This is a genomic window from Pantoea rwandensis, from assembly GCF_002095475.1.
Classification (GTDB): Bacteria; Pseudomonadota; Gammaproteobacteria; order Enterobacterales; family Enterobacteriaceae; genus Pantoea; species Pantoea rwandensis.
On record NZ_MLFR01000009.1, the window covers coordinates 25,214 to 50,586 of the forward strand.

At 53.5% G+C, this 25,373-nt stretch carries 25 protein-coding genes, 1 tRNA gene and 1 pseudogene; 21 read left to right on the top strand and 6 right to left on the bottom strand.

The window, feature by feature from the left end; translation table 11 throughout:
• Positions 1-22: 22 nt before the first annotated feature.
• Positions 23-922 (bottom strand): DMT family transporter, encoded by a 900-nt coding sequence (locus tag HA51_RS10945; RefSeq protein WP_084934547.1) that lies wholly within the window; start codon positions 920-922, stop codon positions 23-25.
• 183 nt (positions 923-1,105) lie between these two features.
• Here HA51_RS10945 and HA51_RS10950 point away from each other — a divergent pair, with 183 nt between their 5' ends.
• Both HA51_RS10950 and HA51_RS10955 read left to right on the top strand, forming a co-directional pair.
• A complete protein-coding gene (locus HA51_RS10950) occupies positions 1,106-1,981 on the top strand; it encodes an AraC family transcriptional regulator (RefSeq protein ID WP_084934548.1) in 876 nt (291 codons plus the stop codon).
• Between the two features lie 169 nt (positions 1,982-2,150).
• Positions 2,151-2,537, top strand: coding sequence for a hypothetical protein (locus HA51_RS10955; RefSeq protein ID WP_245840201.1), 387 nt, complete (start codon positions 2,151-2,153; stop codon positions 2,535-2,537).
• A gap of 229 nt (positions 2,538-2,766) precedes the next feature.
• Here HA51_RS10955 and HA51_RS10960 read toward each other — a convergent pair.
• Together HA51_RS10960 and HA51_RS10965 are read right to left on the bottom strand one after the other, a co-directional pair.
• Positions 2,767-2,841: transfer RNA gene (locus HA51_RS10960), tRNA-Arg, on the bottom strand.
• An 86-nt stretch (positions 2,842-2,927) separates the two neighbouring features.
• On the bottom strand, positions 2,928-3,848 hold the full coding sequence (locus tag HA51_RS10965; protein ID WP_084934549.1) for a formate/nitrite transporter family protein: 921 nt from the start codon (positions 3,846-3,848) through the stop codon (positions 2,928-2,930).
• A gap of 244 nt (positions 3,849-4,092) precedes the next feature.
• Here HA51_RS10965 and ccmA point away from each other — a divergent pair, with 244 nt between their 5' ends.
• The 10 genes and pseudogenes from ccmA to mlaA all read left to right on the top strand — a co-directional run bounded on the left by ccmA (position 4,093) and on the right by mlaA (position 11,848).
• The gene (gene ccmA / locus HA51_RS10970) at positions 4,093-4,707 is read left to right on the top strand and encodes a cytochrome c biogenesis heme-transporting ATPase CcmA (protein WP_084934644.1); all 615 of its coding nucleotides are present in this window, start codon (positions 4,093-4,095) and stop codon (positions 4,705-4,707) included.
• On the top strand, positions 4,707-5,366 hold the full coding sequence (ccmB, locus tag HA51_RS10975; RefSeq protein WP_084934550.1) for a heme exporter protein CcmB: 660 nt from the start codon (positions 4,707-4,709) through the stop codon (positions 5,364-5,366). The genes ccmA and ccmB overlap by 1 nt, the downstream gene beginning before the upstream one ends.
• A 55-nt stretch (positions 5,367-5,421) precedes the next feature.
• Positions 5,422-6,162 carry a heme ABC transporter permease gene (locus HA51_RS10980; protein WP_084934551.1) on the top strand — a complete coding sequence of 247 codons (741 nt, stop codon included), beginning with the start codon at positions 5,422-5,424 and terminating at the stop codon, positions 6,160-6,162.
• Entirely contained in the window at positions 6,159-6,392 is a 234-nt protein-coding gene (ccmD, locus tag HA51_RS10985) for a heme exporter protein CcmD (protein ID WP_084934552.1), read from the top strand. Before HA51_RS10980 ends, ccmD begins: the two co-directional genes overlap by 4 nt.
• On the top strand, positions 6,389-6,874 hold the full coding sequence (ccmE, locus tag HA51_RS10990) for a cytochrome c maturation protein CcmE (RefSeq protein ID WP_084934553.1): 486 nt from the start codon (positions 6,389-6,391) through the stop codon (positions 6,872-6,874). Before ccmD ends, ccmE begins: the two co-directional genes overlap by 4 nt.
• Positions 6,871-8,828: pseudogene (locus HA51_RS10995) on the top strand (heme lyase CcmF/NrfE family subunit). The gene ccmE and the pseudogene HA51_RS10995 overlap by 4 nt, the downstream one beginning before the upstream one ends.
• Positions 8,825-9,382: a DsbE family thiol:disulfide interchange protein gene (locus HA51_RS11000; protein ID WP_084934554.1), complete on the top strand. Its 558-nt coding sequence runs from the start codon at positions 8,825-8,827 to the stop codon at positions 9,380-9,382. Before HA51_RS10995 ends, HA51_RS11000 begins: the two are co-directional and overlap by 4 nt.
• Positions 9,379-9,834 carry a cytochrome c-type biogenesis protein gene (locus tag HA51_RS11005; RefSeq protein ID WP_084934555.1) on the top strand — a complete coding sequence of 152 codons (456 nt, stop codon included), beginning with the start codon at positions 9,379-9,381 and terminating at the stop codon, positions 9,832-9,834. Before HA51_RS11000 ends, HA51_RS11005 begins: the two co-directional genes overlap by 4 nt.
• Positions 9,834-11,045: a c-type cytochrome biogenesis protein CcmI gene (ccmI, locus tag HA51_RS11010; RefSeq protein ID WP_084934556.1), complete on the top strand. Its 1,212-nt coding sequence runs from the start codon at positions 9,834-9,836 to the stop codon at positions 11,043-11,045. The genes HA51_RS11005 and ccmI overlap by 1 nt, the downstream gene beginning before the upstream one ends.
• 35 nt (positions 11,046-11,080) lie before the next feature.
• On the top strand, positions 11,081-11,848 hold the full coding sequence (mlaA, locus tag HA51_RS11015; protein ID WP_084934557.1) for a phospholipid-binding lipoprotein MlaA: 768 nt from the start codon (positions 11,081-11,083) through the stop codon (positions 11,846-11,848).
• Between the two features lie 32 nt (positions 11,849-11,880).
• Here mlaA and HA51_RS11020 read toward each other — a convergent pair whose 3' ends face one another.
• Positions 11,881-13,392, bottom strand: coding sequence for an MFS transporter (locus HA51_RS11020; protein WP_084934558.1), 1,512 nt, complete (start codon positions 13,390-13,392; stop codon positions 11,881-11,883).
• Between the two features lie 107 nt (positions 13,393-13,499).
• On the opposite strand from HA51_RS11020, the gene HA51_RS11025 reads away from it, so the two are divergent.
• Entirely contained in the window at positions 13,500-14,396 is an 897-nt protein-coding gene (locus HA51_RS11025) for a LysR family transcriptional regulator (protein WP_084934559.1), read from the top strand.
• Positions 14,397-14,440: 44 nt separating this feature from the next.
• Here the strand turns inward: HA51_RS11025 and fadL are convergent, their stop codons facing one another.
• Positions 14,441-15,724, bottom strand: coding sequence for a long-chain fatty acid transporter FadL (gene fadL / locus HA51_RS11030; RefSeq protein WP_084934560.1), 1,284 nt, complete (start codon positions 15,722-15,724; stop codon positions 14,441-14,443).
• A gap of 357 nt (positions 15,725-16,081) precedes the next feature.
• On the opposite strand from fadL, the gene HA51_RS11035 reads away from it, so the two are divergent.
• The 4 genes from HA51_RS11035 to sixA all read left to right on the top strand — a co-directional run bounded on the left by HA51_RS11035 (position 16,082) and on the right by sixA (position 20,663).
• Positions 16,082-16,378, top strand: coding sequence for a YfcZ/YiiS family protein (locus HA51_RS11035; protein ID WP_084934561.1), 297 nt, complete (start codon positions 16,082-16,084; stop codon positions 16,376-16,378).
• A 167-nt stretch (positions 16,379-16,545) separates the two neighbouring features.
• Entirely contained in the window at positions 16,546-17,856 is a 1,311-nt protein-coding gene (fadI, locus tag HA51_RS11040) for an acetyl-CoA C-acyltransferase FadI (RefSeq protein WP_084934562.1), read from the top strand.
• The gene (fadJ, locus tag HA51_RS11045) at positions 17,856-19,985 is read left to right on the top strand and encodes a fatty acid oxidation complex subunit alpha FadJ (RefSeq protein ID WP_084934563.1); all 2,130 of its coding nucleotides are present in this window, start codon (positions 17,856-17,858) and stop codon (positions 19,983-19,985) included. The genes fadI and fadJ overlap by 1 nt, the downstream gene beginning before the upstream one ends.
• A 195-nt stretch (positions 19,986-20,180) precedes the next feature.
• Complete coding sequence (gene sixA, locus HA51_RS11050) at positions 20,181-20,663, top strand: phosphohistidine phosphatase SixA (protein ID WP_084934564.1); 483 nt, start codon at positions 20,181-20,183, stop codon at positions 20,661-20,663.
• Between the two features lie 181 nt (positions 20,664-20,844).
• On the opposite strand, the gene smrB is transcribed toward sixA, so the two are convergent.
• Positions 20,845-21,393: an endonuclease SmrB gene (gene smrB, locus HA51_RS11055; protein WP_084934565.1), complete on the bottom strand. Its 549-nt coding sequence runs from the start codon at positions 21,391-21,393 to the stop codon at positions 20,845-20,847.
• A gap of 157 nt (positions 21,394-21,550) precedes the next feature.
• Between smrB and prmB the strand changes: the two genes are divergently transcribed.
• The 4 genes from prmB (at position 21,551) to HA51_RS11075 (ending at position 25,320) form a co-directional block, all read left to right on the top strand.
• On the top strand, positions 21,551-22,483 hold the full coding sequence (gene prmB / locus HA51_RS11060) for a 50S ribosomal protein L3 N(5)-glutamine methyltransferase (RefSeq protein WP_084934566.1): 933 nt from the start codon (positions 21,551-21,553) through the stop codon (positions 22,481-22,483).
• A gap of 46 nt (positions 22,484-22,529) precedes the next feature.
• A complete protein-coding gene (gene aroC, locus HA51_RS11065; protein ID WP_084934567.1) occupies positions 22,530-23,615 on the top strand; it encodes a chorismate synthase in 1,086 nt (361 codons plus the stop codon).
• A 7-nt stretch (positions 23,616-23,622) separates the two neighbouring features.
• Positions 23,623-24,447 carry a penicillin-insensitive murein endopeptidase gene (mepA, locus tag HA51_RS11070; protein ID WP_084934568.1) on the top strand — a complete coding sequence of 275 codons (825 nt, stop codon included), beginning with the start codon at positions 23,623-23,625 and terminating at the stop codon, positions 24,445-24,447.
• 75 nt (positions 24,448-24,522) lie between these two features.
• Positions 24,523-25,320 (top strand): sulfite exporter TauE/SafE family protein, encoded by a 798-nt coding sequence (locus HA51_RS11075; protein WP_084934569.1) that lies wholly within the window; start codon positions 24,523-24,525, stop codon positions 25,318-25,320.
• Positions 25,321-25,373: the final 53 nt, after the last annotated feature.

The following is a 25,373-nucleotide window of genomic DNA, read 5'->3' on the forward strand; positions in this document are numbered from 1 at the left end:
CGCAATGCCCGCTCTCGCATTTCTAAGCCAAGCGTAACTTCCGCGCAGTCGGCCAACGCACAAACATCACCATATTCCCTGCCAGAATCATCACCAGCCCGATAATCGCATTGCTATGCCATTGGTAACCTTCATAAAAGGTAGACAGTGTCAGGGCGACCAGCGGGAAAAGCAGTGTGCTATACGCAGCCTGGCTGGCGCCGATACGACCGACTAAGGTGAAATAGGCACCAAAGCCCAGCACCGAACCAAAGATGGCCAGATAACTCATTGCACCCATCCACTGCAAATTGAGGGCTGGGGCCAGTGAATCGCCGTTTAGCAGTGCCAGCATCGCCATCATGATCGCGCCATACAGCATGGCATAGCTGTTGGTGGTGAGCACATCACGCTGGCGACGTTGATGACGCGTAGAGATCATATTGCCCAGTGAAAAGCCCAGTGTACCTAGCGCGCTGAGACCGATACCCCACAATAACTGTGGAGCCGGATGCGCCGCCTGAATATCATTCCAGAACAGGGCAACGATGCCGCCAAGCCCCAGAATAGCCGCTGGCAACAAGCGAAATGATGGTCGTTGACGAAAGAATATCCAGCTATTCAGCGCGTTATACAGCACTGCCATGGAGAAAATGACGGACTCCAATCCACTACTGATCCATGCCGCTGCATGGTAGAAGCAGACAAAATTAAAGCCAAATACACAACAGCCTTGAAGCAGGCAGAATAAGTGATCTTGCTTATCTAACGGGCGCAGGCGTTTTATAACTTTGAGTATCACCAGCATCAACACCGATGCCAGCAAGAAACGCCAGAATACCGCGACCAGCACCGGTGTGCTGCCTGCTTCTTGTTGCAAAAAAATGGCAATCCATGTGGTGCCCCAAATTAACACCACCGCGAGGTATAACACTATGTTCATTACAGGCTCTCCAGCACAATCATGCCCCGTAGTGTGTCCGACCTGCTGGACTGCCGCTTGCATGCCTTTGCGTGTGAATTGCAAAATCTTGCGCATTTTTCCCAAGATGTCCTGCGCTGATCTGTCTTCTGTCCCGCGAGATACGTACACTGAAAGCAATTGAACCGCGAGTGAATAGTTTCCATGCCCGATTACCAGACCTTCCACATGTTGCAGCGCCATAAAGCGCAACTGCGCGATAGCGTGCAGTTGACGAGCGGCATTAAGCTGGCGGCTTGGTTTAACAGTGGCGATCGCGTCACTAATCTCAGTAATCACCATACGCTGAGTCTCTATACGGCGGACGGCTATGATACCTGGCATAAAACCCCACACGGGTGGCGCAACGGTGGGGGACCGGATCGTTTCTGTCTGATGCCTTCGGGCGTGGAATCGACCTGGGATCTGCGTTCAGATTTGTCATTCGTGCATCTTTACTGCACCGAAGAACACTTGCGCCATCTGAGTGAACAAATTTGGGATCGCAGCCCCGCGCAACTCAATCTGCACGAGAAGATCTTTTCCGAGGATGACCGCATTACGCAGCTCTATCGGCATTTCTTGTTAAGTGTTGACTGGCAGCAACCGGCCAACCAACTGATGCTGAGCAGCGCCTCAACGCTATTGATGACGCATCTGCTTCAGCGTTATAGCGAAGTCCAGTGGCAGGCTCCGCAAGTGCGTGGCGGCTTAGCTCCAGCGGTGCTGCGTCGCGTGCTGGCTTGTATCGATGCTCAACTGGACCAACCCCTAACGCTGGCGCAATTAGCTGCCGAAGCCGCCTTGAGTGAATATCACTTTGCACGCATGTTCCGTTGTAGTGTGGGTGAAGCACCGCATCAATATGTGATGCGCCGCCGCATGGATACCGCATTGCAGCTGTTGAAGTTCAGCACCTTGCCTTTAACGGAGATCGCACTACGTTGCGGCTTCCACTCCTCAAGCCACTTCAGTAACCGTTTTCGCCAACTCCACGGCGTTACACCTTCGGTGTGGCGTCAAAGCGCGCATCAGGTTTAATTTCGCTGTAATTGACTGAAACAGCCAGATTCCACCTGCGAGAATCGTCCCACATTTCATCATCTATGCTTTTAATATGCTGATTTCTTTTTCGCCTCATGTACAATGTTGTTCATTAAGGTATTGTTATCATTGTATTAATTACGGTTTCAGCTTATATGGAGAGGTAATGGCTGTTTTGAAGGTGCGGTGTGACACCCTGTTAAATAGGGGGAGATTTTTTTCTGAGGATGGCGTGTCCCATTGTCCTAAGTATGGTGATGGAGAGGGAGGAAACATGCTTGAAGCACGCGTTGTAAAAATTGAATCTGATGTCAAATACATCAAACGTGATGTCGATGAGTTAAAGGCCGATGTAAAATCCATTGATAGAAACATGGTTACCATGCTTGCGAAACTGGACTGCATCAAAGAGTCGCTCGCTAAAAAGCCCTCAACAGATACCGTCGACAAGAGGATCTCTGAAGCCAAGCTCGCTATTTTACTGGGTGTTCCAGCCTTAATCGCTATTGGCAGCGCAGTCTACAAGTTGATAGCGCATTTCTATTTCTCTTGAAGCCCCGGAACTGTCCGGGCTTAGCTAATCTCTTCGCCAGTTATCGAACATCCTTGCGAGCGATTTTGATTATTCAATTTGTTTGAGTGTGGGCGGAGTAACCCGGGACGGCGAGAATCAATGACTTGGACGATTATCTGACCGTTAACGATGTTACGAGAGGATTATTATGCGCATAACTGAAACTAAGAGAATTTTACGAACGAAGGGAGGATGAAGGAAGGCTATATGGTGTCCCCTGCAGGAATCGAACCTGCAACTAGCCCTTAGGAGGGGCTCGTTATATCCATTTAACTAAGGAGACGCGGCGCGCAGTATAGCGTACCAACCAGCAAAATTTAACCGTGTAAATCCTGTTTGCTCAATCTATCAGCAATGTCGTGCCGTAAATCACTGTTGTTTCTTCTGCGCTTTCTCTTTGCGCTTCTGCTCTGCCTTCGCTTTGGCCTTCGCCGCTTCGCTCATGTCATTACGTATTTGCGCATGGCTGATCAAGGCAAAAATGAGCGTGCCGCCGGTAATATTGCCCAGCAAAGTCGGCAGAGCAAAGGGCCAGAAGAACTCATACCAAGGAAGCGTGCCGGCAAATACCAGATATAACACCTCAACCGATCCCACCACGATATGCGCCAAATCGCCCAGCGCGACCAGCCACGTCATCATCACGATGACCACAATTTTCGCCGCGCCTGCATAGGGAAACATCCACACCATGGTGGCAATAATCCAGCCAGAAATGACCGCGTTGGCGAACATCTCGTGCGGTGGATTGGCCATCACTTTTTCGCTGATCGAGGTAAAGGCTTGGCGTGTGGCATCGTCAAAGATCGGCATATGATTAAATGCCAGCGCGCCGAGTGCAGTACCAATCAGATTACCCGCCAGTACGACTCCCCAAAGACGCATCAGCAATAAAACATTCCCACCTGTGGGCTTGTGCATCACGGGCAGTACTGCCGTGACCGTGTTTTCAGTAAACAACTGTTGGCGCGCCATGATCACGATGACAAACCCAAAGGTGTACCCTAGATTCTCGAGTAAAAAACCGCCCGGCACTTCAGCCAAATGCACGTGGAAAATCCCTTTAGCCATCAGCGAGGCACTCATGGAAAGCCCAGCGGCTACGGCAGACCAAAGCAATGCCATGCCGTCGCGTTCTAGCTCTTTCTCTCCGTCCTGCCGGATCTCTTCATGGATAGCAGCAGCCCGCGATGGCAGGGCTTCTTCATCCACCTCAATCTCTTTCCCTTGCTCTTTTTCCTCACTCTCAACATCGTTGTCATGTTCTGAAATGGATTGTGATGGCTTCATGTTTTCCCCGAGTGATAATGCCAATGCGTAATAAGCGTAGACGGTTTTATCAAGGGCGAAATGTTACTTAGATTCAAATTAAGAGTAACAAGATTTTAACTGAGGCGATTTTTTGAGCAGATATCTGAGATGATGCGCACGAATCCCCCCTTTTAGGGAAGTGAGAGCTAACTCACAGACTTCGGCCCACAGATTCATTGTGGTATTATCGCCGCCTTATTTCACAGCTGCGATTCCCTCTTTCATGCTCAAAGTCATTAATCTCTCATGCGTTCGCGATGAGCGAACCCTGTTTCATGGGCTGAGCTTCCATGTACAACCGGGTGACATTGTGCAAATTGAAGGTCCTAACGGGGCAGGAAAAACCTCACTACTGCGTCTGCTGGCCGGGTTAAGCCGGGCAGAGGAAGGTGAGGTAATGTGGCAATCGCAGCCGATTCATCAACAGCGTGAGATGTGGCATCAAAACCTGCTTTATCTTGGCCATCATCCCGGCGTTAAGTCGGTACTCTCTCCCTTGGAAAACCTGCATTTCTGGCATGGAAACCATGATGAAGAGGCGATTTTTGATGCTCTGGAGCAGGTCAATTTGTTGGGGTATGAAGAAGTGCCTGTCGCGCAATTGTCAGCCGGACAGCAACGTCGTGTTGCGCTGGCACGCCTGTGGCTTAGCCCGGCAAAAGTATGGATTCTGGATGAACCCCTCACGGCTATCGATAAAGGCGGCGTGGAGAAATTAATGGCCCGCTTCGCAGAACATGCCGATAACGGTGGCGCAGTCATTTTGACGACGCATCAGGATTTGCCTGGTGACGCTGAACGTGTGCGTAAAATTCGTCTGACTTCGGAGTGGGCTTGATGTTAGGTCGGGTGATTCAGCGCGAATTAAAGATCGCTTTCCGCAGCGGCGCAGAGGTGATCAATCCGCTGTGGTTCTTCCTGATTGTTATCACGCTGTTTCCGTTAGGTATCGGTCCGGATCCGCAGCAGCTGGCGCGCATTGCGCCAGGCGTGGCATGGGTCGCCGCCTTATTAGCGTCGCTGCTGGCGCTGGAACGTCTGTTCCGTGACGATTTTCTGGATGGTTCACTCGAGCAATTACTTTTGCTGCCCACGCCACTTCCTGTGACGGTATTGGGAAAAGTGATTGCTCACTGGCTGATTACCGGTCTACCGCTGATTTTGTTATCGCCGCTAGCGGCACTGCTGCTATCACTGGATTTTTCCGGCTGGCGTGCCATGGCGCTGACGTTATTGCTGGGTACGCCAACCCTGAGTTTCTTAGGTGCAATTGGCACAGGTCTGACGGTCGGGCTGCGGCGTGGCGGCGTATTACTGAGTTTACTGGTATTGCCCTTGTCGATACCGGTTTTAATTTTTGCTAGCGCGGCGATTGATGCCGCCGGCCAAGGGTTGCCGATCGGAGGTTATCTGGCAATTCTTGGCGCGATGCTGGCAGTGAGCGCAACACTTTCGCCGTTTGCAACTGCTGCGGCTCTGCGTATTAGTCTGCACTAATCCTTGCGGCCCCAGAGCAGCAGGATTTTTAATTCTTTAAATGTGAGCTATGCAAATGTGGAAATGGTTACACCAGTGGGGAAAGCCTGAGCGGCTTTACCAACTATGCGGTCGCTTGATTCCGTGGTTCGCGGTGCTTGGCGTGGCGACGCTGCTACTCGGTTGGGTGTGGGGTTTCGGCTTCGCACCGGCTGATTATCAGCAAGGCGACAGCTTCCGAATTATGTACATTCACGTGCCTGCGGCGATGTGGTCAATGGGCGTCTATGCCTCGATGGCGATTGCGGCGTTCATTGGCCTGGTCTGGCAGATGAAGACAGCGGATTTGGTATCAGCAGCGATGGCTCCAGTGGGGGCGGTGTTTACCTTTATCGCCCTGATCACCGGTTCCGCATGGGGTAAACCGATGTGGGGTACCTGGTGGATCTGGGATGCCCGGTTGACCTCTGAGCTGGTGCTGCTCTTTCTTTATATGGGCGTGATTGCGCTCTATCACTCCTTCGACGATCGCCGTACGGCAGGGCGTGCCGCCGGTATCTTGATTCTCGTCGGCGTGGTTAACCTGCCAATTATTCACTTCTCGGTTCAGTGGTGGAACACGCTGCATCAGGGGTCTTCCGGCATTCTGCAGCAGGCGATCGCGCCAAGTATGCGTACCCCGCTGCGTTGGGCCATCCTCGGCTATCTGCTGGTGTTCGTTGCGCTGACGCTGATGCGTCTGCGAAACCTGATCTTGTTCACTGAACGTCATCGCCCTTGGGCAATTGATGTGGCTCAGGGAGGGCGCAAAGCATGACGCCAGCCTTCTCGTCGTGGAGCGATTTCTTCGCTATGGGCGGCTATGCCTTCTATGTCTGGCTCGCCGTTATCCTCACGTTGATTCCATTGATCGGTCTGGTGCTGCACACCGTGCTGTTTCGTCGCCGCTTGCTGGCCGAAATTCGCCAACGCCAATCCAGGGAGCGCCGCATTCGCGACGCGAAATCGAAAAAAGCTGCCAGTGAAGCAGCAGGAGAATCTGTGTGAATATTCGTCGTCGTAACCGCCTGTATGTGGTGGTAGCGATTTTGGTCGGCTTAGGCTTGGCCACAACGCTGGTGATGTACGCACTGCGTTCCAACATCGATCTGTTTTACACCCCGAGTGAAATTCTTTACGGCAAAGGCGAGGCGCATCAGATGCCTGAAACCGGGCAGCGTTTGCGCGTTGGCGGCATGGTCATGCCGGGCAGCGTGAAGCGTGATCCGAAAACCTTGGCAGTATCTTTCAAATTGTATGATGCCAATGGCGTGATCAGCGTGAGTTATGAAGGCATCCTGCCGGACCTGTTCCGTGAAGGGCAGGGCGTTGTCGCGCAAGGCGTACTGGAAGACGGTAACCTGGTGAACGCCAAAGAAGTGCTGGCCAAGCATGATGAAAAATACACGCCGCCAGAAATTGAAGATGCGATGAAGCAAAACCATAAAGGACCTGCAGCCGCTTATCAGCAGGCAGGTGCACAATCATGATTCCAGAAATTGGTAGCTTTTTATTGTGTCTGGCGCTGGGATTGTCGCTGCTGTTAAGTGTCTACCCGCTGTGGGGCGCAGCCCGTCAGGATGCACGTTTGATGGCAATGGCACGTCCGCTGGCGTGGGGCATGTTTGCCTGTATCGCCGCCGCTTTCCTGGTGTTAGTCCATGCCTTTATCGTCAACGACTTCACCGTGGGCTACGTCGCCACTAACTCCAACACTCTGCTGCCGGTTTACTACCGTATTGCAGCAACCTGGGGCGCACACGAGGGTTCATTGCTGCTGTGGGTGCTGCTGCTCAGCACCTGGACAGTGGCGGTAGCGATTTTCAGTCGCAGTATGCCGCAAGATGCGTTGGCACGGGTGTTAGCTGTAATGGGGATGATTAACCTTGGCTTCTTGCTGTTTATCGTCCTGACTTCAAATCCATTCACTCGCACTCTGCCCAACTTCCCGATTGATGGTAGCGACCTGAATCCGATGCTGCAGGATATTGGTCTGATTTTCCATCCACCTTTGCTGTATATGGGATACGTTGGTTTCTCGGTCGCGTTCGCCTTTGCCATTGCGTCATTGATGGCGGGACGTCTGGATACCGCGTGGGCCCGCTGGTCACGCCCCTGGACCACTGCTGCATGGGTGTTCCTGACGATTGGTATCGTGCTCGGCTCGGCTTGGGCCTATTACGAACTTGGCTGGGGTGGCTGGTGGTTCTGGGATCCGGTCGAAAATGCGTCCTTCATGCCATGGCTGGCCGGTACGGCGCTGATGCACTCGCTGGCCGTGACGGAAAAACGCGGCAGTTTCAAATCCTGGACGGTACTGCTGGCGATTACGGCCTTCTCGCTCAGCCTGTTGGGCACCTTCCTGGTGCGTTCCGGCGTGCTGGTCTCTGTGCACTCATTTGCCTCCGACCCGGCACGTGGCATGTTCATCCTTGCCTTCCTGGTGATTGTGATTGGTAGCTCGTTGCTGCTCTACGCCCTGAAAGGCGGCAAGGTGCGCAGCCGAGTACAAAGCGAAATCTGGTCGCGCGAATCCTTCCTGCTGGGCAACAATGTTCTGCTGATTGCTGCGATGTTGGTGGTGTTGCTCGGGACGTTGTTGCCACTGGTTCACAAGCAGCTTGGACTGGGTAGCATTTCAGTCGGTGAACCGTTCTTCAACACCATGTTTACTTGGTTAATGGCACCTTTTGCCTGATGCTGGGCATTGGACCGCTGGTGCGCTGGCGTCGTGATGAGCCACAAAAATTGTGGAAACGTCTTGGCGTGGGCCTGCTGGTCACTTTGATCCTGTCAATCGCGCTGCCTTGGCTGCTGCAGGATCGCATTGAGGCGATGACGGTCATCGGTCTGCTGATGGCGATTTGGGTGATTCTGTTGACGCTGATGGAACTGCACGAACGCGCCACGCATCGTCATAGTTTCTTTAAAGGTCTGCGCCATCTGACGCGCAGCCACTGGGGCATGGTGCTGGGGCATCTCGGTGTGGCCGTGACCGTGGTCGGCATCGCCTTTAGCACACAATACAGTGTAGAGCGCGATGTGCGTATGAAGTCGGGCGATACCGTTGACATCCACAACTATCATTTCATTTTCCGTGATGTCCATAACCTGCAAGGGCCCAACTACAGCGGCGGTGTAGCGATTATCGACGTCACCCGCAACGGTAAACCTGAAGCGGTACTGCATGCAGAAAAACGCTTCTACACCGCGGCGCGTACCATGATGACAGAAGCGGCGATCAGTGGCGGATTCACCCGAGATCTCTACGCAGCGCTCGGTGAAGAGCTGGATGATGGTTCATGGGCCGTGCGCATTTACTATAAACCGTTTGTTCGCTGGATATGGTTCGGCGGGGTCTTTATGGCGGTGGGCGGCCTGTTCTGTCTGTTCGACCCGCGCTACCGCTCGCGCAAAAAAGCGCAGCGGGAGGAGCTGGCATGAATAAGAAAATACTGTTTATCCCGCTAGTGTTGTTCCTGTTCTTAGCGGCAGCGTTAATGTGGCAGCTGTCACGTAACGCCAACGGTGACGATCCGACCCTGTTGGAATCTGCCTTGATTGGCAAACCCGTACCCGTGTTTAAGCTTGAAGCGCTCGATAAACCGGGAAAAATCTACGATCAGCAGGTCCTTACCGACGGTAAACCGATTCTGCTAAATGTTTGGGCCACCTGGTGTCCAACCTGCCGCGCCGAGCATCAATACCTGAATACGCTGGCCGAAAAAGGTGTGCGTGTGGTGGGGCTGAATTACAAAGACGATCGCACAAAAGCGGTCACCTGGCTGAATACGTTAGGCAACCCTTACGCGCTCAGTTTGTATGATGGTGATGGGATGCTGGGCCTGGATCTTGGCGTATACGGCGCACCGGAAACCTTTCTTATCGATGGTCACGGCATTATCCGTTATCGCCATGCGGGCGATATGAATGACCGCGTATGGAATGAAGAAGTGAAACCGCTGTGGGATAAATACAGCAAAGGAGCGGGCGCGTGAAACGGCTGCTTCTGTTATTCGTGGGCTTGATGCTCAGCACCAGCCTGTGGGCGGCCATCGATACCTATCAATTCGATTCGGTGCAGCAGGAAGAGCAATATCGCGATCTCACCGGATCGCTGCGCTGTCCTAAGTGCCAAAACAACAGCATTGCCGATTCCAATGCAATGATAGCCGCCGATATGCGCCTGAAAGTGTATGAGCTGATGAAGCAAGGCCAGAGTCGCCAGCAGATCATTCATTACATGGTGGCACGTTATGGCAACTTCGTGACCTATGAACCGCCGGTCACCCCCTCGACGCTGATTCTGTGGGTAGGGCCAGCGCTGTTTGTGGTGCTCGGCGGGTTAATAATTATTCTGCGCAATCGCCGCGGTAAATCGCGTAGCGATCTCGATGACGATGAACAACAACGCCTTGCGGCGATTCTAAAGCGTGACGGGAAGCCGTAATGACTGGATTTTGGATTACCCTGATTATCTTGCTGGTGGCGGCGTCAGTGCTGTTTGTCAGCGCAGGCTGGCGTCAGCGTGAAGCCAGCAGTGGCGATCGCGATCGTCTGAACACCGATTTTTATCAGCAGCGTCTGCGTGAATTGGAGCGCGATGAAGAAGAGGGCGTCGTGGCAGAGCGCCCTGAGATGGTACGCGAACTGCAGCAAACCTTGCTGACCGATGTGCCTACTGAGCACGCTGCGCGCATTCATCACAGCAGCCGCTGGGTTTTATTGCCGGGTGTGGTGGTGCTACTGCTGGTGTCGGTAGGTTTCTATCTGAAAACCGGCGGATTGGGACAACTGGCAGGTTGGGTGAGTGTGCAACAGGAATACCCTGAACTGCGCGCCCGTTTAATGGACCCAAAAGCAACCCCTTTGACAATGGAAGAGCTGGCCCGTTTACAGTTGGGATTGCGTAGTTCTTTGCAGAACGATCCTCAGAATCTCAACGACTGGACGATGCTAGGCCGTCTGGGCATGGTACTAAATAATGCCACCAGTGCGAGTCAGGCTTTCCAGCGTGCGCTGCAACTGGCGCCAAACAATCTGGAACTGCAGCAAGATTACGCGGAGGTTCTGACACGCTCCAGCGATCCGCAGGATAACCGTCAGGCGAATGTCTTGCTGAAAGATCTGTTAAACCACGATCGTAACAACGTGCGCACGCTGAGCCTGTTGGCATTTAATGCTTTTCAACAGCAGCAATATGATGAGGCGATAAGCACGTGGCAGGTGATGCTGAAGGTGTTACCCGCAGGCGATAAGCGTATCACTATGATTCAGCGCAGCATTGAACAAGCGAAAACGGATGCAGGACAGCAAAATAGTCACCTGGCATTGACGGTGAGTTTAGCTCCGCAGGCAGAAAAAATGTTACCGCAAGGCGGAGTGATGTATATTTCTGTGTCTGACGGTGCTTCACCGGTGCCTGTGGCTGTGAAGCGTTTACCGCTGAGCCACTTCCCGTTATCGCTCACGCTTGATGACAGTAACGCCATGATGCAAGACCGCCTACTTTCGGCGCAGCATCAGGTGCAGGTCCGGGTGCGTATCTCGCGCGATGGTAGTGCCAATCCTCAATCTGGGGACTGGTTTGGTTTAAGCGCGGTTACCCCTTGGGATGGTCATCAGCAAATGGCTGTGGAAATTAATCAACAGCAGCCCTGAAGCGATACATTTTTCAACCGCACAGGGAGATAAGAATGAATAACCGCCTGACCGGTATGGCGCTGGCCAGCTTGCTGCTCGTGGGATGTGCCAGTTCAAAACCGGCGGATCCAACGCAGCCTGCGCAGCGCAGCGATCCGCTCGAAGGCTTTAACCGCACGATGTTTAACTTCAACTACAACGTGCTGGATCCTTATGTCGTGCGTCCGGTTGCGGTTGCATGGCGCGATTACGTGCCTGTGCCTGCGCGCAGTGGTTTAAGTAATTTCCTGGGAAACCTGGATGAACCCGCCAGCATGCTGAACTCGATTCTGGTGGGAGAGCCGCGTCAGGCGGGGATCCACTTTACGCGTTTCTTCCTCAATACCGTGTTAGGGTTGGGCGGATTTATCGATGTAGCAGGCAAAGCGAATACAGAGTTGGCGCGTGAAGTGCCGCACCATTTTGGTAGCACTCTGGGTCGTTACGGTGCGGGCTACGGTCCATACGTGGTGTTGCCGGGTTACGGTAGCTTCACGGTGCGTCAGGATGGTGGCGACTATGTCGATACACTCTACCCTGTGCTGAGCTGGCTCACCTGGCCAATGTCGATTGGCAAATGGACACTGGAAGGCGTGGAAACGCGTGCACAGCTGTTGGATTCAGATGCCATCCTTAAGCAACAGCAAGATCCGTATGCCTTTATACGTAATGCCTATTTCCAGCGTAATGACTTCCTCGCCAATGGCGGCAAGTTGAAGCCGGAAGAGAATCCGAACGCCAGCGCGATTCAGGATGATTTAAAAGATATCGATTCACAGTAAAAATAATGGCGACTTTCACAGTCGCCATTTTTTTATGTCTGCTTTACGGGCTGCCTGAGGAGTATGCCCACCCACACTGCGCACCCAAGCGTTATCGCAGCCAATCCGTTGAGCAGGATAAAATACGCATGCTCCACATTGCTCATCAGCAAGGGGGCCGAAATCTGCGGCAGCAGTTCATGTGCTTGAAGAACGTGACTACCTGATAACCACACCGCAGCTTTATCACGTGACGCGATATCCAGAGTGGGGAAGCTTTCTTGAAGGCCCAGCTGATTGAGCAACGCCAGTAGCGCCATCACTATCGCCAAAGCAATCCCTTCACCCGCCACACGCACAGTATTAAACAAACCTGCCGCCATTCCTGCACGTTCTACCGATACCGCCGACACGGCCAGCCCGTCCATTAATCCCCATGGCAATGCGGCACCCATGCCGGTCACAAACATCGAGCAAGTGAGTGCAACGAGTCCATCCGTTTTTATCGCATGCGCCATGCCGATTAAACCCAGCGTTGCTAGCAGCAAGCCTGCCACTGAGATGTTCCCCGGATTAAACCAACGTGTTAGCCAGGCCGCGATGCCAGGAAAAATCAACATCGGAGCAGTGAGGGCCAGCAAAATGACCGCGCTTTGTGTTTCGCTAAAGTTACGCGCGCCCATTAAAAATAGCGGGACAACAATCAACAGCACCACGTAGCAGTAGCAGGTTGCCACCGGCAACAGCAGCACGCCGGCAAAATGCGGCTGACGCAGCAGTGCCAGAGTGAAAACCGGATGGGCGATACGCTGCGTGTGGCGGACAAACAATGCGCCTGCCAGCAGAGTCATGGCCAACCCGATGAACACCGTCAATGACAATGCTCCGTATTGCGGTAGCAGGATCAGCGTAGTGGTGAAGGCGAGGAGGGCGAGGCTAAACAGGGCCGTTCCGTGTATGTCTGCCGGGACGGATGGCGGGGTCTTCATGGCGGTGATACTGAGTTGTCCCGCCAGTCCGATTACCATTGCCATGGCAGCCAACAGCGCATACACCCAACGCCAGCTGAGCGCGTCGGTGATGATGCCCATCACTAAGGGACCGAATGCCAAGCCAACGCCGAATAAAGTACCCAGTAAACTGAAAACCCGCGTGCGTGCTGGCCCATTGTAGAGATGCGCCAGCGCCGTGGCACCCCCCGCCAGCGTCAACGCGGCGGCAATACCCTGCAAGGCGCGATAAACGCCGAGCGTTAATGTGCTACTGGTGAGAGCAATCAGCAGGGAACTGACAGCGAATAGCGCCAGTCCGGCGATGAATACGCGCTTATGTCGAAGCTTGTCGGCCGCCACGCCCGCCGCCAATAAGCCACTGCCAAAGGTCAGCATGAAGCCATTGGTTAGCCAGGCGAGCGACAGTGGCCCACCGTGAAGATCCCTGCTAATTGCGGCTGTGGTCACCACGCCGCCGGTAAAACTCAAAGGGAGTAATAACGCCGCCAGTAAAATCGCTAAGGTCGCACTGATATTGACGCCTGAAGAGGATGTGCTGCTGATTTCCGTCATTGCGTATCTCGTACAGAATGGAGTAGATGACGTAACAGACTATTGTGGATATAAAAGAGGATAAACGGGGTGTAACTCCACTCTTTGCGGACATAAGGTTTATTATCATGGACAGTCTTACCTCATTGAGCGCTTTTGTGCGCACGGCTGAAACACTCAGCTTTGTGCAGGCGGCACAGCTGCTGGGCATTTCTGCTTCTGCAGTGGGTAAAAATGTGGCTCGGCTTGAACAACAGCTTGGGGTAAGACTGTTCAATCGCAGCACACGCAGTGTGAGTCTGACAGCCGAAGGGGCATTGTTACTGGCACGAACACGTCCCATCCTTGAGCAACTGCGTGATGTGGAAGCGGAGATCACCCAAGCCGTTGCCCATCCAAGTGGCAAACTGCGTGTGTCACTACCGGTGGTGGGGTATCGATTGATTACGCCACTGCTCCCGCAATTTCATCAGCTCTATCCTGACGTTGAATTAGATTTTGATTTTAGTGACCGACTGGTCAACGTGATTGATGAGGGGTTTGATGTCGCTATCCGCAGCGGCGAGATGCAGGATTCGCGGTTACAGGCGCGTACGCTAGGACCTTTTCGTTTTGTGCTTTGCGCCAGTCCAGACTACCTCGCGGCAAGGGGGACGCCAACGGCGAGTGCTGACTTGGCACAGCATCACTGCATTTTCTTTCGTTTTCCCGCAACAGGGTTGATTCAACACTGGGAACTGGCGGATCTTCGCGTCACCGGAGATTTCCAGCCCGCTAAATCACTGACGGTGAATAATATCGAAGCGATGGTGCAGAGCACGTTAGCCGGTATGGGGATCAGCTATATCCCTGATTTTGTGGTGCGCGAAGTGCTGGAACAGGGCAAGTTAATAGAAGTGCTGCCGGGGAGTTGTATTCGAGAAAGTGGTTTTTCGGCGATCTGGCCGGGGCGCTATCTGCCACCACGCGTTCGCTGCTTTATTGATTATCTGGCCGAGCACTGGCCAGTATCCCGTCGCCAATAAAAACGGCGACATCGCTGTCGCCGTTGTACACACCGTCGTTGGCATCAGAACTTGTAGTTAAAGCCCGCGCCGTACAGCCAGGCTTTACCATCGGAGTTAAAGGTATATGAACCTTCTTTGATGGTGACTTTCTGGCCGTGCATATAGGAAATACCCAAATCAATAGAGGCATCTTCATTGAAGGCATAAGATGCACCGGCGCTCAGCCACAGGCGATCCTGATCTGGGATAGAGATTGAGCGTTTATCCGCTGGCACCGGGCTGTCATCAAACGCAATACCGGTACGGAAGGTCCAGTTATCGTCGTAGAAGTAGGTGGTACCCAAAGCGATGCGGTAGGCATCGTGGTAGCCTTCATCCTTATAGAACAACGTTTGGCCATTACTGCCCGTGGCCTTCAGCTCTTGGAACTGGCTCCAGCTGGTGTAGGCCATGCTGTAGTGTACCGCCCACTGTGGCGCCACTTTATGCCAGCCTGACACTTCCCACATTTCTGGCAGATTGAGCGTCAACGATCCCGGAATCGTCGCGCCGCCTGTACCATAAGGCAGCCCTAACAACTGCGCTTGCGGTAAGGAGTTAACAAAGGTAGGTAAGTCGCTGCGGTAGTTGCCGTCGAAATCGATTTTTACCTCAGAACGGTAGGTAAAGCCGAAGCGGTTGTTTTTGTCCACTTCATATAAAATCCCTGCGTTCCAGCCGTATCCCCATTTATTACCGTTCAGGTGTGCCACTTTTGTGTCAGCGGGTAGGCCCAATGCAGAGCCGGCTTCACCTGCATAACGTTCGATTTTAGCTTTGGCGTAAACCGCATCAAATCCAAGGCCGAAACTGAAATGTTCGTTCAAACGATAAGCTGTACTGATATTAAAGTTACCGGTCTGCAGATCGGTTTTACCGCCATATCCGCCTGCGGTGTAGCCATCATTAAACTCTGTTGCCAGACCATAGTTCGACGTAACAGATGCACCAACCCACCATTGATCATTAATCGGTTGGACGTAATGAATATTGGGCACCCACTGATTCGGCGCAATATTGCTGGCATTCAGGCTGCGCCCGGTAGGACTTTGACCCGTGATATTCACATCAGGATCAATATAAACAGCACCGATAGAGAACGATGGACGATCCATCAATGCCATGGTCGCGGGGTTGCGGCTGGCGGATGCGGCGGTATCGCCCATCGCACCTTCACCCGAATATGCACGACCTAAACCAATTGCTGAGAATTCATTAAGTTGAAAGCCTGCGGCGTAAACTTGGGAAGAAATAAGCGCCACAGCAGCTGCCACAGCTGACTTTGCAAACAGGTTCTTATGGTTCATGACCACAACCTCATCTAGATTTATTATTAAACGTTGTTACGTCGCGTAACAAAGGACGGCGGATTGTAGGGACTGATGACAAAGACACATATCAGACCAGTGCGACGAGTATAGGTCCGACCTGTGTATTTGTTGCAATATTGTTTTTTAAATATTTCCAATTTGATCGACAAAATCAGATCTGCTTAACAAAATCGTATTGATGCCCATTCAGCATAGCGGTCAAATTTGTTCTGGATCAATTTTTAGTGTGATATTCGTCACTTAGCGGCAGGGAGATAGATGGCAGGGCGCATGGGGCGTACAATTTGCGTTAGAAATGATCCGCTTGTATCGATTTTTCGTCAGGAGAGAGCTATGACTGATGCCATTAAAAAATGCAGTGCCAACGAAACCGCAGCCTGTTGCTGTGTGGATGTGGGCACAGTGATGGACAATACCGATTGTACCGCCAGTTGGTCTGGTGTATTTGCCGATCGCCATGCTGCGGAGGTGATGCTGGCGCACCTGAGTGACAAAGCACGTCAGGTGGAATCCGATCCCTGCGATATTCGCTCCGCTTTTATCGAGGAAGCGGCTGGTGTGCGTCTCAATGTTGATTTCACTTTTGCTTGCCAGGCTGAAACCCTGATTTTCCAGCTCGGCTTACGCTAATCCTGCTGCTGCCGGAAGCCCTTTCGGCAGCGTTTTCTCTTTTTCGTGTCTTCCCTCGCACTTTTTTTCTTCTGTTATTGGCGACTTAGCGACACCTGGTTAACACTGATGATCAGGTCAGACCTGTTTGGCAATGATGCCAGGGTCGTAAATTACAGGTGAGTGCAATGAGCAAAGCGCAGCCGCTGCTGACGCGTCAGGGCGAACGTATCGCCATAACCCACGGATTACGCACACCTTTCGCACGGCAGGCGAGTGATTTTCACGGCATTCCGGCGCTAGAGTTAGGGCGCATGGTGGTGTCTGAGCTAATGGCACGTAGCGAATTACCTTTTGAGGTGATCGATCAACTGGTATTTGGTCAAGTGGTGCAGATGCCGGAAGCGCCGAATATTGCGCGCGAAATCGTCCTCAGTAGTGGTTTGAGTGTGCACACTGATGCCTACAGTGTCAGCCGCGCGTGCGCCACCAGTTTTCAGGCGGTGGCCAATGTAGCGGAGAGCCTGATGGCCGGCACCATCAATGCCGGCATTGCAGGGGGAGCCGATTCCTCTTCGGTACTGCCGATTGGCGTCAGCAAAACGCTGGCACGCGCATTGGTCGATCTCAACAAAGCACGGACCTTCAGCAAAAAACTGCAAATTTTACGCCGCTTGCGTCCGCGCGATCTGTTGCCGGTGCCACCGGCGGTGGCGGAGTTTTCTACCGGATTACGCATGGGAGATACCGCCGAGCAGATGGCAAAAACGCATGGCATCACGCGCGAGCAGCAAGATGCGCTGGCGCTGCGCTCGCATCAACATGCTGCACGCGCCTGGCAGTCCGGCGTATTGGCGCAAGAAGTGATGCCCGCGTTTGTGCCACCGTGGAAAGCGCCGATTGAGCAGGATAACAATATCCGCTTCAACGCCAGCGCCAGTGATTACGCCAAACTTCGCCCGGCATTTGATCGTCGCCATGGTTCAGTCACTGCCGCTAACAGCACGCCACTCACTGATGGGGCAGCGGCGGTGATATTAATGCGTGAAGGGCGCGCACGTGAGCTGGGCATCACTCCGCTTGGCTATCTACGTAGCTACGCCTTCACCGCAATCGATGTCTGGCAGGACATGCTGCTCGGTCCCGCTTATGCCTCACCGCTGGCGCTGGAACGTGCGGGGATCACCCTTAACGAGTTGACGTTGATTGATATGCATGAGGCTTTTGCTGCCCAAACCCTGGCTAATTTGAAAATGTTCCGCGATGAACGCTTCGCCCGCGACGTGCTCAATCGGCCGCATGCGCTGGGTGAAGTCAATGAAGAGCGTTTCAATGTCCTGGGCGGTTCGATTGCTTATGGCCACCCATTTGCCGCGACGGGCGCGCGTATGATCACCCAAACACTGCAGGAACTGCGGCGACGCGGTGGAGGACTGGGATTGGTCACCGCCTGTGCAGCGGGTGGTTTAGGCACCGCAATGGTTCTGGAGGCTGAGTAATGAGTCCATCCGCATTCCATTTACAGATGCGCCTCGATCATGTCGGTGTCATCACCATCGATGTGCCTGGCGAGAAGATGAACACGCTCAGGGCCGAGTTTGTATCACAAATTAAAGCGGTGCTGGCCGAAGCGCGTAGTAACCCACAATTGGCAGGATTAGTGTTGATTTCGGGTAAGAGCGATAACTTTGTGGCGGGTGCTGATATCAGCATGATAGCCAAATGCCAGACCGCAGAGGAAGCCGAAGCATTGGCGCGCCAGGGACAGGAAGTGATGGCGGAAATTGCCGCGTTACCCTTCCCGGTGGTGGCGGCCATTCATGGCGCTTGCCTCGGTGGGGGTCTTGAACTGGCGCTCGCCTGTAGCGCTCGTATCTGCTCGCTGGATGAGAAAACCCGGCTAGGACTGCCAGAGGTGCAGTTAGGTTTATTGCCGGGTTCTGGCGGCACCCAAAGGCTGCCAAAACTGATCGGCGTGCCGCAGGCGTTACCGTTAATACTCAGTGGCAAACAGCTGCGTGCCAAACAGGCGTTGAAGCTCGGTGTGGTTGACGATGCAGTTCCGCTATCCATTCTGCTTGAGACAGCAATTGCACAGGTACATAAAGGAAAGGTATTACGGCGTGAGCTGACGCTTCGCGATCGCATCATGCAGGCTCCCATGGTGCGTTCCTTATTATTTGCGATGGCAAAACGTCAGACCGACAGCAAAACCCAGGGCAATTATCCAGCAACAGATCGCATCCTGCAGGTCGTTCGCATAGGACTGGAGCAGGGCAGCAACGCCGGGCACGCCGCCGAGGCGCGCGCTTTTGGTCAGTTGGCGATGACGCCAGAATCAGCCGCACTGCGTAGTCTGTTTTTTGCATCGACCGCCATCAAGAAAGAGGCGATGGCAGACGCAGAACCACGGCCACTGAAACACATTGGTGTGCTGGGTGGTGGGCTGATGGGCGGAGGCATAGCCAGCGTCACTGCACTGAAAGCCGGTTCACCGGTGCGTATTAAAGACGTCGATCTCAACGGCGTGAATCATGCGTTGCAGTACAGTTGGGATCTGCTGAGCCAAAAGGTTAAGCGACGCCAGATGAAACCCGCTGAACGGCAACAACAGATGGCTCGCATCAGCGGCGGGACTGATTATCAGGGGTTTAGTCATCGCGATGTTGTGGTTGAAGCCGTATTTGAAGATTTAGCGCTCAAACAGCAGATGGTGGCGGAGGTCGAGAATCACTGCCAGCCGCAGACGATTTTTGCTTCTAACACCTCATCGTTGCCGATCGGGGATATCGCAGCCAATGCGCAGCGACCAGAGAATGTGATTGGTCTGCATTATTTTAGTCCCGTCGACAAGATGCCGCTGGTGGAGGTGATTCCCCATGCGGGGACCTCAGCCGCAACTCTGGCAACCACCGTAAAACTGGCGCGTCAGCAGGGAAAAACAGCGATAGTGGTGGCCGATCGGCCTGGTTTCTACGTCAACCGTATTCTCGCACCCTATATAAATGAAGCCATGCGCTGTCTTTTGGAAGGTGAACCGGTTGAGCATATTGACCGCGCGCTGGTTAAATTCGGTTTCCCGGTTGGACCGTTACAGTTATTGGATGAAGTGGGTATTGATGTCGGCAGCAAAATCAGTCCCATCTTAAAGCAAGCTTATGGTGAGCGATTTAGCGCGCCGGAGGCGGTGAACGCCATCCTCGCCGACGGCAGAAAAGGGCGTAAAAACAAAAAAGGTTTCTACCTTTACACCCGTTCGCGTTGGCCGGGTCAGCGCAAAGTTGATGACAGCCTCTATACGTTGCTGAATATCAAACCCCTGGCTAAACAGAGTGAAAAGCAGATTGCAGAGCGTTGTGTGCTGATGATGCTAAACGAAGCGGCACGTTGCCTCGATGAGGGCGTGATTCGCAGTGCGCGCGATGGTGATATTGCCGCCGTGTTTGGCATCGGTTTTCCCCCATTCTTGGGTGGTCCATTCCACTATATGGATCAACGTGGGGGGCTTGACATCGTCAACACATTACGCGCATTAATGCAGCAACAGGGTGAACGTTTTGTGCCCTGTGAAGCTTTGATGACAATGTCAGAAGCGCAAACGAATTTTTACACTTCTGCACAATCATGAATAGGCGCACAGATTCAGCGGGTTAGTTATGGCGTGATGGAGTAGGTGCTTCGGCGCCATTCTGAGATATGCTTATTTAATAAACAACCGGTTGACTATACTGAAGCCATTGGGGTAAAACACAGCGTTCATTCGTAGAATGACGCGTCTGGTGCTGTGGTACCCGACGATATCGACAAACAACAGCGGTGCTTTATGCAAGTTTTTATCATGCGTCATGGCGACGCAGCTCTGGAAGCAGCGAGTGATTCGGTTCGCCCTTTAACGATCTGTGGTTGTGACGAATCGCGTCAGATGGCGAGTTGGCTGAATGGCCAGGCGCTGGATATCGAACGGGTGTTAGTGAGCCCTTATTTGCGTGCTGAGCAGACACTCGCGACGGTGCGCGAAGCCCTGAAATTACCGGAAGGGCAGGATGTGCTGCCTGAACTCACGCCGGGTGGTGATCCTGGCATGGTGGCCTGTTATCTCCAGGCACTGGCACAGAAGGGTGTAAAATCGGCGTTGGTTATTTCACATCTGCCGCTGGTGGGCTATCTGGTTTCAGAACTTTGCCCGCAGGAAGCGCCACCGATGTTCGCGACCTCGGCTATCGCCTATGTGAACTTTGATGCAGAAGCCTGCGAAGGCAAACTGGAGTGGCAGGTCAGCCCGTCTAAATTGGCCAAAGCGATGTAAATTCGCCCGTTCTATGGGCCGCAGCAGCGGCCCTTTCCTTTTCCGCGTCATACTTCGAGCAGCAACACTATTGGCTGCTACATCCACCCCAGTGACTTACGCCTGTAAGCTCACCGATACGAATCCGCTTACCGCCTTATTACCGTTTGAATAACTGCGGTTAAAAGTGCTGGGTGTTTATTTAGGGCAGTTCTGGCGGTTGCCACTCTTCCACTTCAATCAGCACCAGCAATGCGGCATCGCCACCAAACAGTTTTGGTGCCTGATGGAACGCCATCACATGCGGATGTTGCGCCAGCCACAGCGGTGTTTGCTGCTTGAGGATATGCTTGCCGTGGCCAGTCATCACACTGGCACAGAACAAGTGTTCGCGGCGGCAGGCAGCAATCAGCGCACCTAACTCCTGTTTCGCCTGTTGCTGTCTTAACCCGTGTAAATCCAAAAAAATCTCTGGGGTGTAATCGCCCCGACGTAATTTCTTTAATTCGTAGTGGCTGACATCAGCGCGCACGTAACGCATCGGGCCGTCACTGGAGAGCAGCGGCTGAAATTCATCGGAGAAGTAATGGCTGTTATCAGCCTGCTCGGAAAGCAGTCTTTTAAGCGGTACTTCGCGTGTTTTCACTACCGATTTATGCACGATAGTGTCTTGTTTCAGCTTGCGCGTCCCGCTCATTAATTCGCGGAACAGTGACTGATCGTCCTGGCTTAGCGGCGTTTTCTTACTCATGGCTCGATAATAGGGTTAAAAGGCTGGTCATCAACCGGTGACATACCTTAACGCGGGCCGTTAACAAATGTCAGCTTTTTCGCCTTGCTGCGCTGAATTCTGCCCGGCTTCGTGGCAAACTATCGGCCGATTGATTTTAAGGCCTGCGGAGGGCTACGTGGACAAGATTTTCGTCGATGAGGCAGTGAGTGAACTGCACACCATTCAGGATATGCTGCGCTGGGCTGTCAGCCGTTTTTCGGCGGCAGGCATTTGGTACGGGCACGGCACGGACAATCCTTGGGACGAAGCCGTTCAACTGGTTCTGCCTACGCTTTGGTTGCCGCTGGATATTCCCGAAGATATGCGCCATGCGCGCCTTACTGCCAGTGAGCGTCACCGTATTGTTGAACGCGTAATTCGCCGCGTCAACGAGCGCATTCCGGTGGCCTATCTCACCAATAAAGCTTGGTTCTGCGGTCATGAGTTCTATGTCGACGAACGCGTGTTAGTGCCGCGTTCACCGATCGGCGAGCTGATCGAAAACCGCTTTGCCGGTCTGATTGGCGAACAACCCCATCATATTCTCGACATGTGCACTGGCAGCGGCTGTATTGCCATTGCCTGCGCTTACGCCTTCCCAGAAGCCGAAGTGGATGCGGTTGATATTTCTACCGATGCGCTGGCGGTGGCTGAGCAAAACATCGAAGAACATGGTTTGATGAACCACGTCACGCCGATTCGCGCCGATCTGTTCCGTGGTCTGCCGCAGGTGAAATATGACCTGATCGTCACCAATCCACCGTATGTTGATGCGGAAGATATGGACGATCTGCCAAACGAATATCGCCATGAGCCAGAACTTGGCTTAGCAGCGGGCAGTGATGGCCTGAAACTGGTGCGCCGTATTCTGTCCTGCGCGCCAGATTATCTGAGCGAGCAGGGCGTGCTGATTTGCGAAGTGGGCAACAGCATGGTGCACATGATTGAGCAGTATCCGGATGTGCCATTCACCTGGCTGGAGTTTGATAACGGTGGTGACGGCGTATTCATGCTGACGCGCGAACAGATTGTCGCGGCGCAGCATCATTTCTCTTTCTATAAAGACTAAAAATCGGGGCGAGCGCTCGCCCGCAACATCGCAACAAGGAACCACAATGGCCGGAAACAGCATCGGACAAGTTTTTCGCGTAACCACCTTTGGCGAGTCGCACGGTATTGCGCTGGGCTGCATTGTTGATGGCGTGCCACCCGGCATTCCCCTGACGGAAGCGGATATTCAGCACGATCTCGATCGCCGCCGTCCTGGCACGTCGCGCTATACCACACAGCGCCGTGAACCGGATCAGGTGAAAATTTTGTCTGGCGTGTTTGAGGGCGTCACCACGGGGACCTCTATCGGCCTGCTGATTGAAAATACCGATCAGCGTTCGCAGGACTACGGCGCAATCAAAGATCTGTTCCGTCCAGGTCATGCGGATTACACCTACGAGCAGAAATACGGCCTGCGTGACTATCGCGGCGGCGGTCGTTCATCCGCACGTGAAACCGCGATGCGTGTTGCCGCAGGTGCAATCGCTAAGAAATATTTGCAGATGAAGCATGGCATCCAGGTGCGTGGCTATCTGGCGCAGATTGGTGATGTCGCCTGCGAGCTGAAAGACTGGAGCATTGTCGAAGAGAATCCGTTCTTCTGCCCGGATGCGTCAAAGTTGGAAGCACTGGACGAACTGATGCGTGGCCTGAAGAAAGAAGGCGACTCAATCGGCGCGAAAGTGACCGTGATGGCCGAAAACGTGCCGCCTGGTCTGGGCGAGCCGGTATTTGATCGTCTCGATGCCGATCTGGCGCATGCCTTGATGAGCATCAATGCGGTAAAAGGCATTGAAATCGGCGACGGATTTGCCGTTGTGAGCCAACGCGGTAGCCAGCATCGTGATGAAATTCGTGCCGACGGTTTTCAGAGCAACCATGCGGGTGGCATTTTGGGCGGAATCAGCAGCGGTCAGACTATCAGCGCGAATCTGGCCATGAAGCCGACTTCCAGCATCACCGTGCCGGGTAAAACCATCACCCGTGATGGCGAGGAAGTGGAAATGATCACCAAAGGTCGCCACGATCCTTGTGTCGGTATTCGTGCGGTACCGATTGCCGAAGCGATGATGGCGATTGTGTTGATGGACCACCTGCTGCGCCAGCGTGCGCAAAACGGTGACGTCAACAGCAACGTACCGCGCTGGTAAGCCACTGATGCGCCGCCTGCTCACCACCGTTGCCGCGCTGTTGTGCAGTGCGGCCGCCTTTGCCGCCACGCCGTGGCAGCAAATCCATCAGCCCATTGCGGGCAGCCCACAGTCGATTGGTGGTTTCGCCAATGGCTGTATCGTGGGTGCGCAGCAATTGCCGCTCAACTCGCCAAACTATCAAGTGATGCGCCAGGATCAACGGCGCTACTTCGGCCATCCCGATCTTATTGCTTTTATTCAACGCCTGAGTACGCAGGTGCATCAGCTGCAGTTAGGGCAGGTTTTGATTGGTGATATGGGCATGGCGGCCGGTGGGCGCTTTAGCAGTGGTCATGCCAGTCATCAAACCGGGCTGGATGTTGATATCTGGCTGCAACTGCCGCAAACGCGCTGGACGTCGCAGCAACTGCTGAAGCCGCAGCCGCTGGATCTGGTGGCAGCAGACGATAAGCAAGTCATTGCGCGTCACTGGCAGCCGCAAATCGATAGTCTGATTAAGTTGGCAGCCAAAGATGATGAAGTGACACGCATCTTCGTCAATCCAGCGATTAAAAAGCAATTATGTGCCGATGCGGGTAGCGATCGTGCATGGTTGAATAAGGTCCGCCCCTGGTTCGCGCACCGTGCACATATGCATGTGCGTTTGCGCTGTCCGGCGGGCAGTCTGGAGTGCGAAGATCAGGCCGCTCCGCCGCCAGGTGATGGCTGTGGTGCTGAACTCGACAGCTGGTTCTTGCCCAAAAAACCAGGCAGCACTCCGCCAGTGAAGAAAGCGCCGCCGCCGTTGCCACCATCTTGTCAGGCACTGTTAGATCGCCATTTATTATAACAATTTGTAGAGGCGCGCTTGGGTGCGCCAGCTGGTGGCTTTAAGGCCCCTCTACGCTGTATTTTAAGGATTATCATGGAGTGGTTTGTTGTCAGCCCGTGGATTCTCTGCGTGCTGTTTCTGGTTGCGGTACTGGCGGCGTTTATCGACTCCATCGCAGGCGGTGGCGGTTTACTTACCGTGCCTTCTTTACTCGCCGCTGGGCTTTCCCCCGCACAGGCCCTAGCCACGAATAAGCTCCAGTCGGTGGGGGGATCCTTCTCCGCTAGCCTCTACTTTGTTCGGCGCGGTGCGGTGAAATTGCGTGAACAGCGGCTCAATATCGCGATGACCTTTATTGGTGGAGTATGCGGCACCGTATTGATCCAGCATATTCAGGCCGATGTGCTGCGTCAGATCCTGCCAATATTGCTGATCAGCATTGGTTTATGGTTCCTGCTGATGCCACGTCTGGGTGAAGCAGATCGCGAACATCGCCTGCAAGGGTTGGCCTATGCATTGGTGGGCGGCGGCTGCGTTGGTTTCTATGATGGCTTTTTTGGACCGGGTGCCGGTTCATTCTATGCGCTGGCATTTGTTACGCTGTGTGGATTCAATCTGGCCAAAGCGACGGCCCACGCCAAAGTCCTAAATTTCACCTCTAACTTCAGTAGCCTGCTGTTCTTTATGTTTGGTGGAAAGGTGGTTTGGGGCACTGGCGTGATTATGCTGATCGGTGCATTTTTAGGTGCACGCCTGGGTGCAAGACTGGTGCTAAGCCGCGGTCAGAAGCTGATTCGCCCGATGGTGGTAACGGTCTCAGCGGTCATGAGCGCCAAATTGTTATGGGATAGTCACGGCAGCGCGATACTGGCGTGGATGGCCACCCTGTAAACCAATACTCGTCAAGACGGGCGACCAGTGCGACAATGGCAATAATTTTTTTT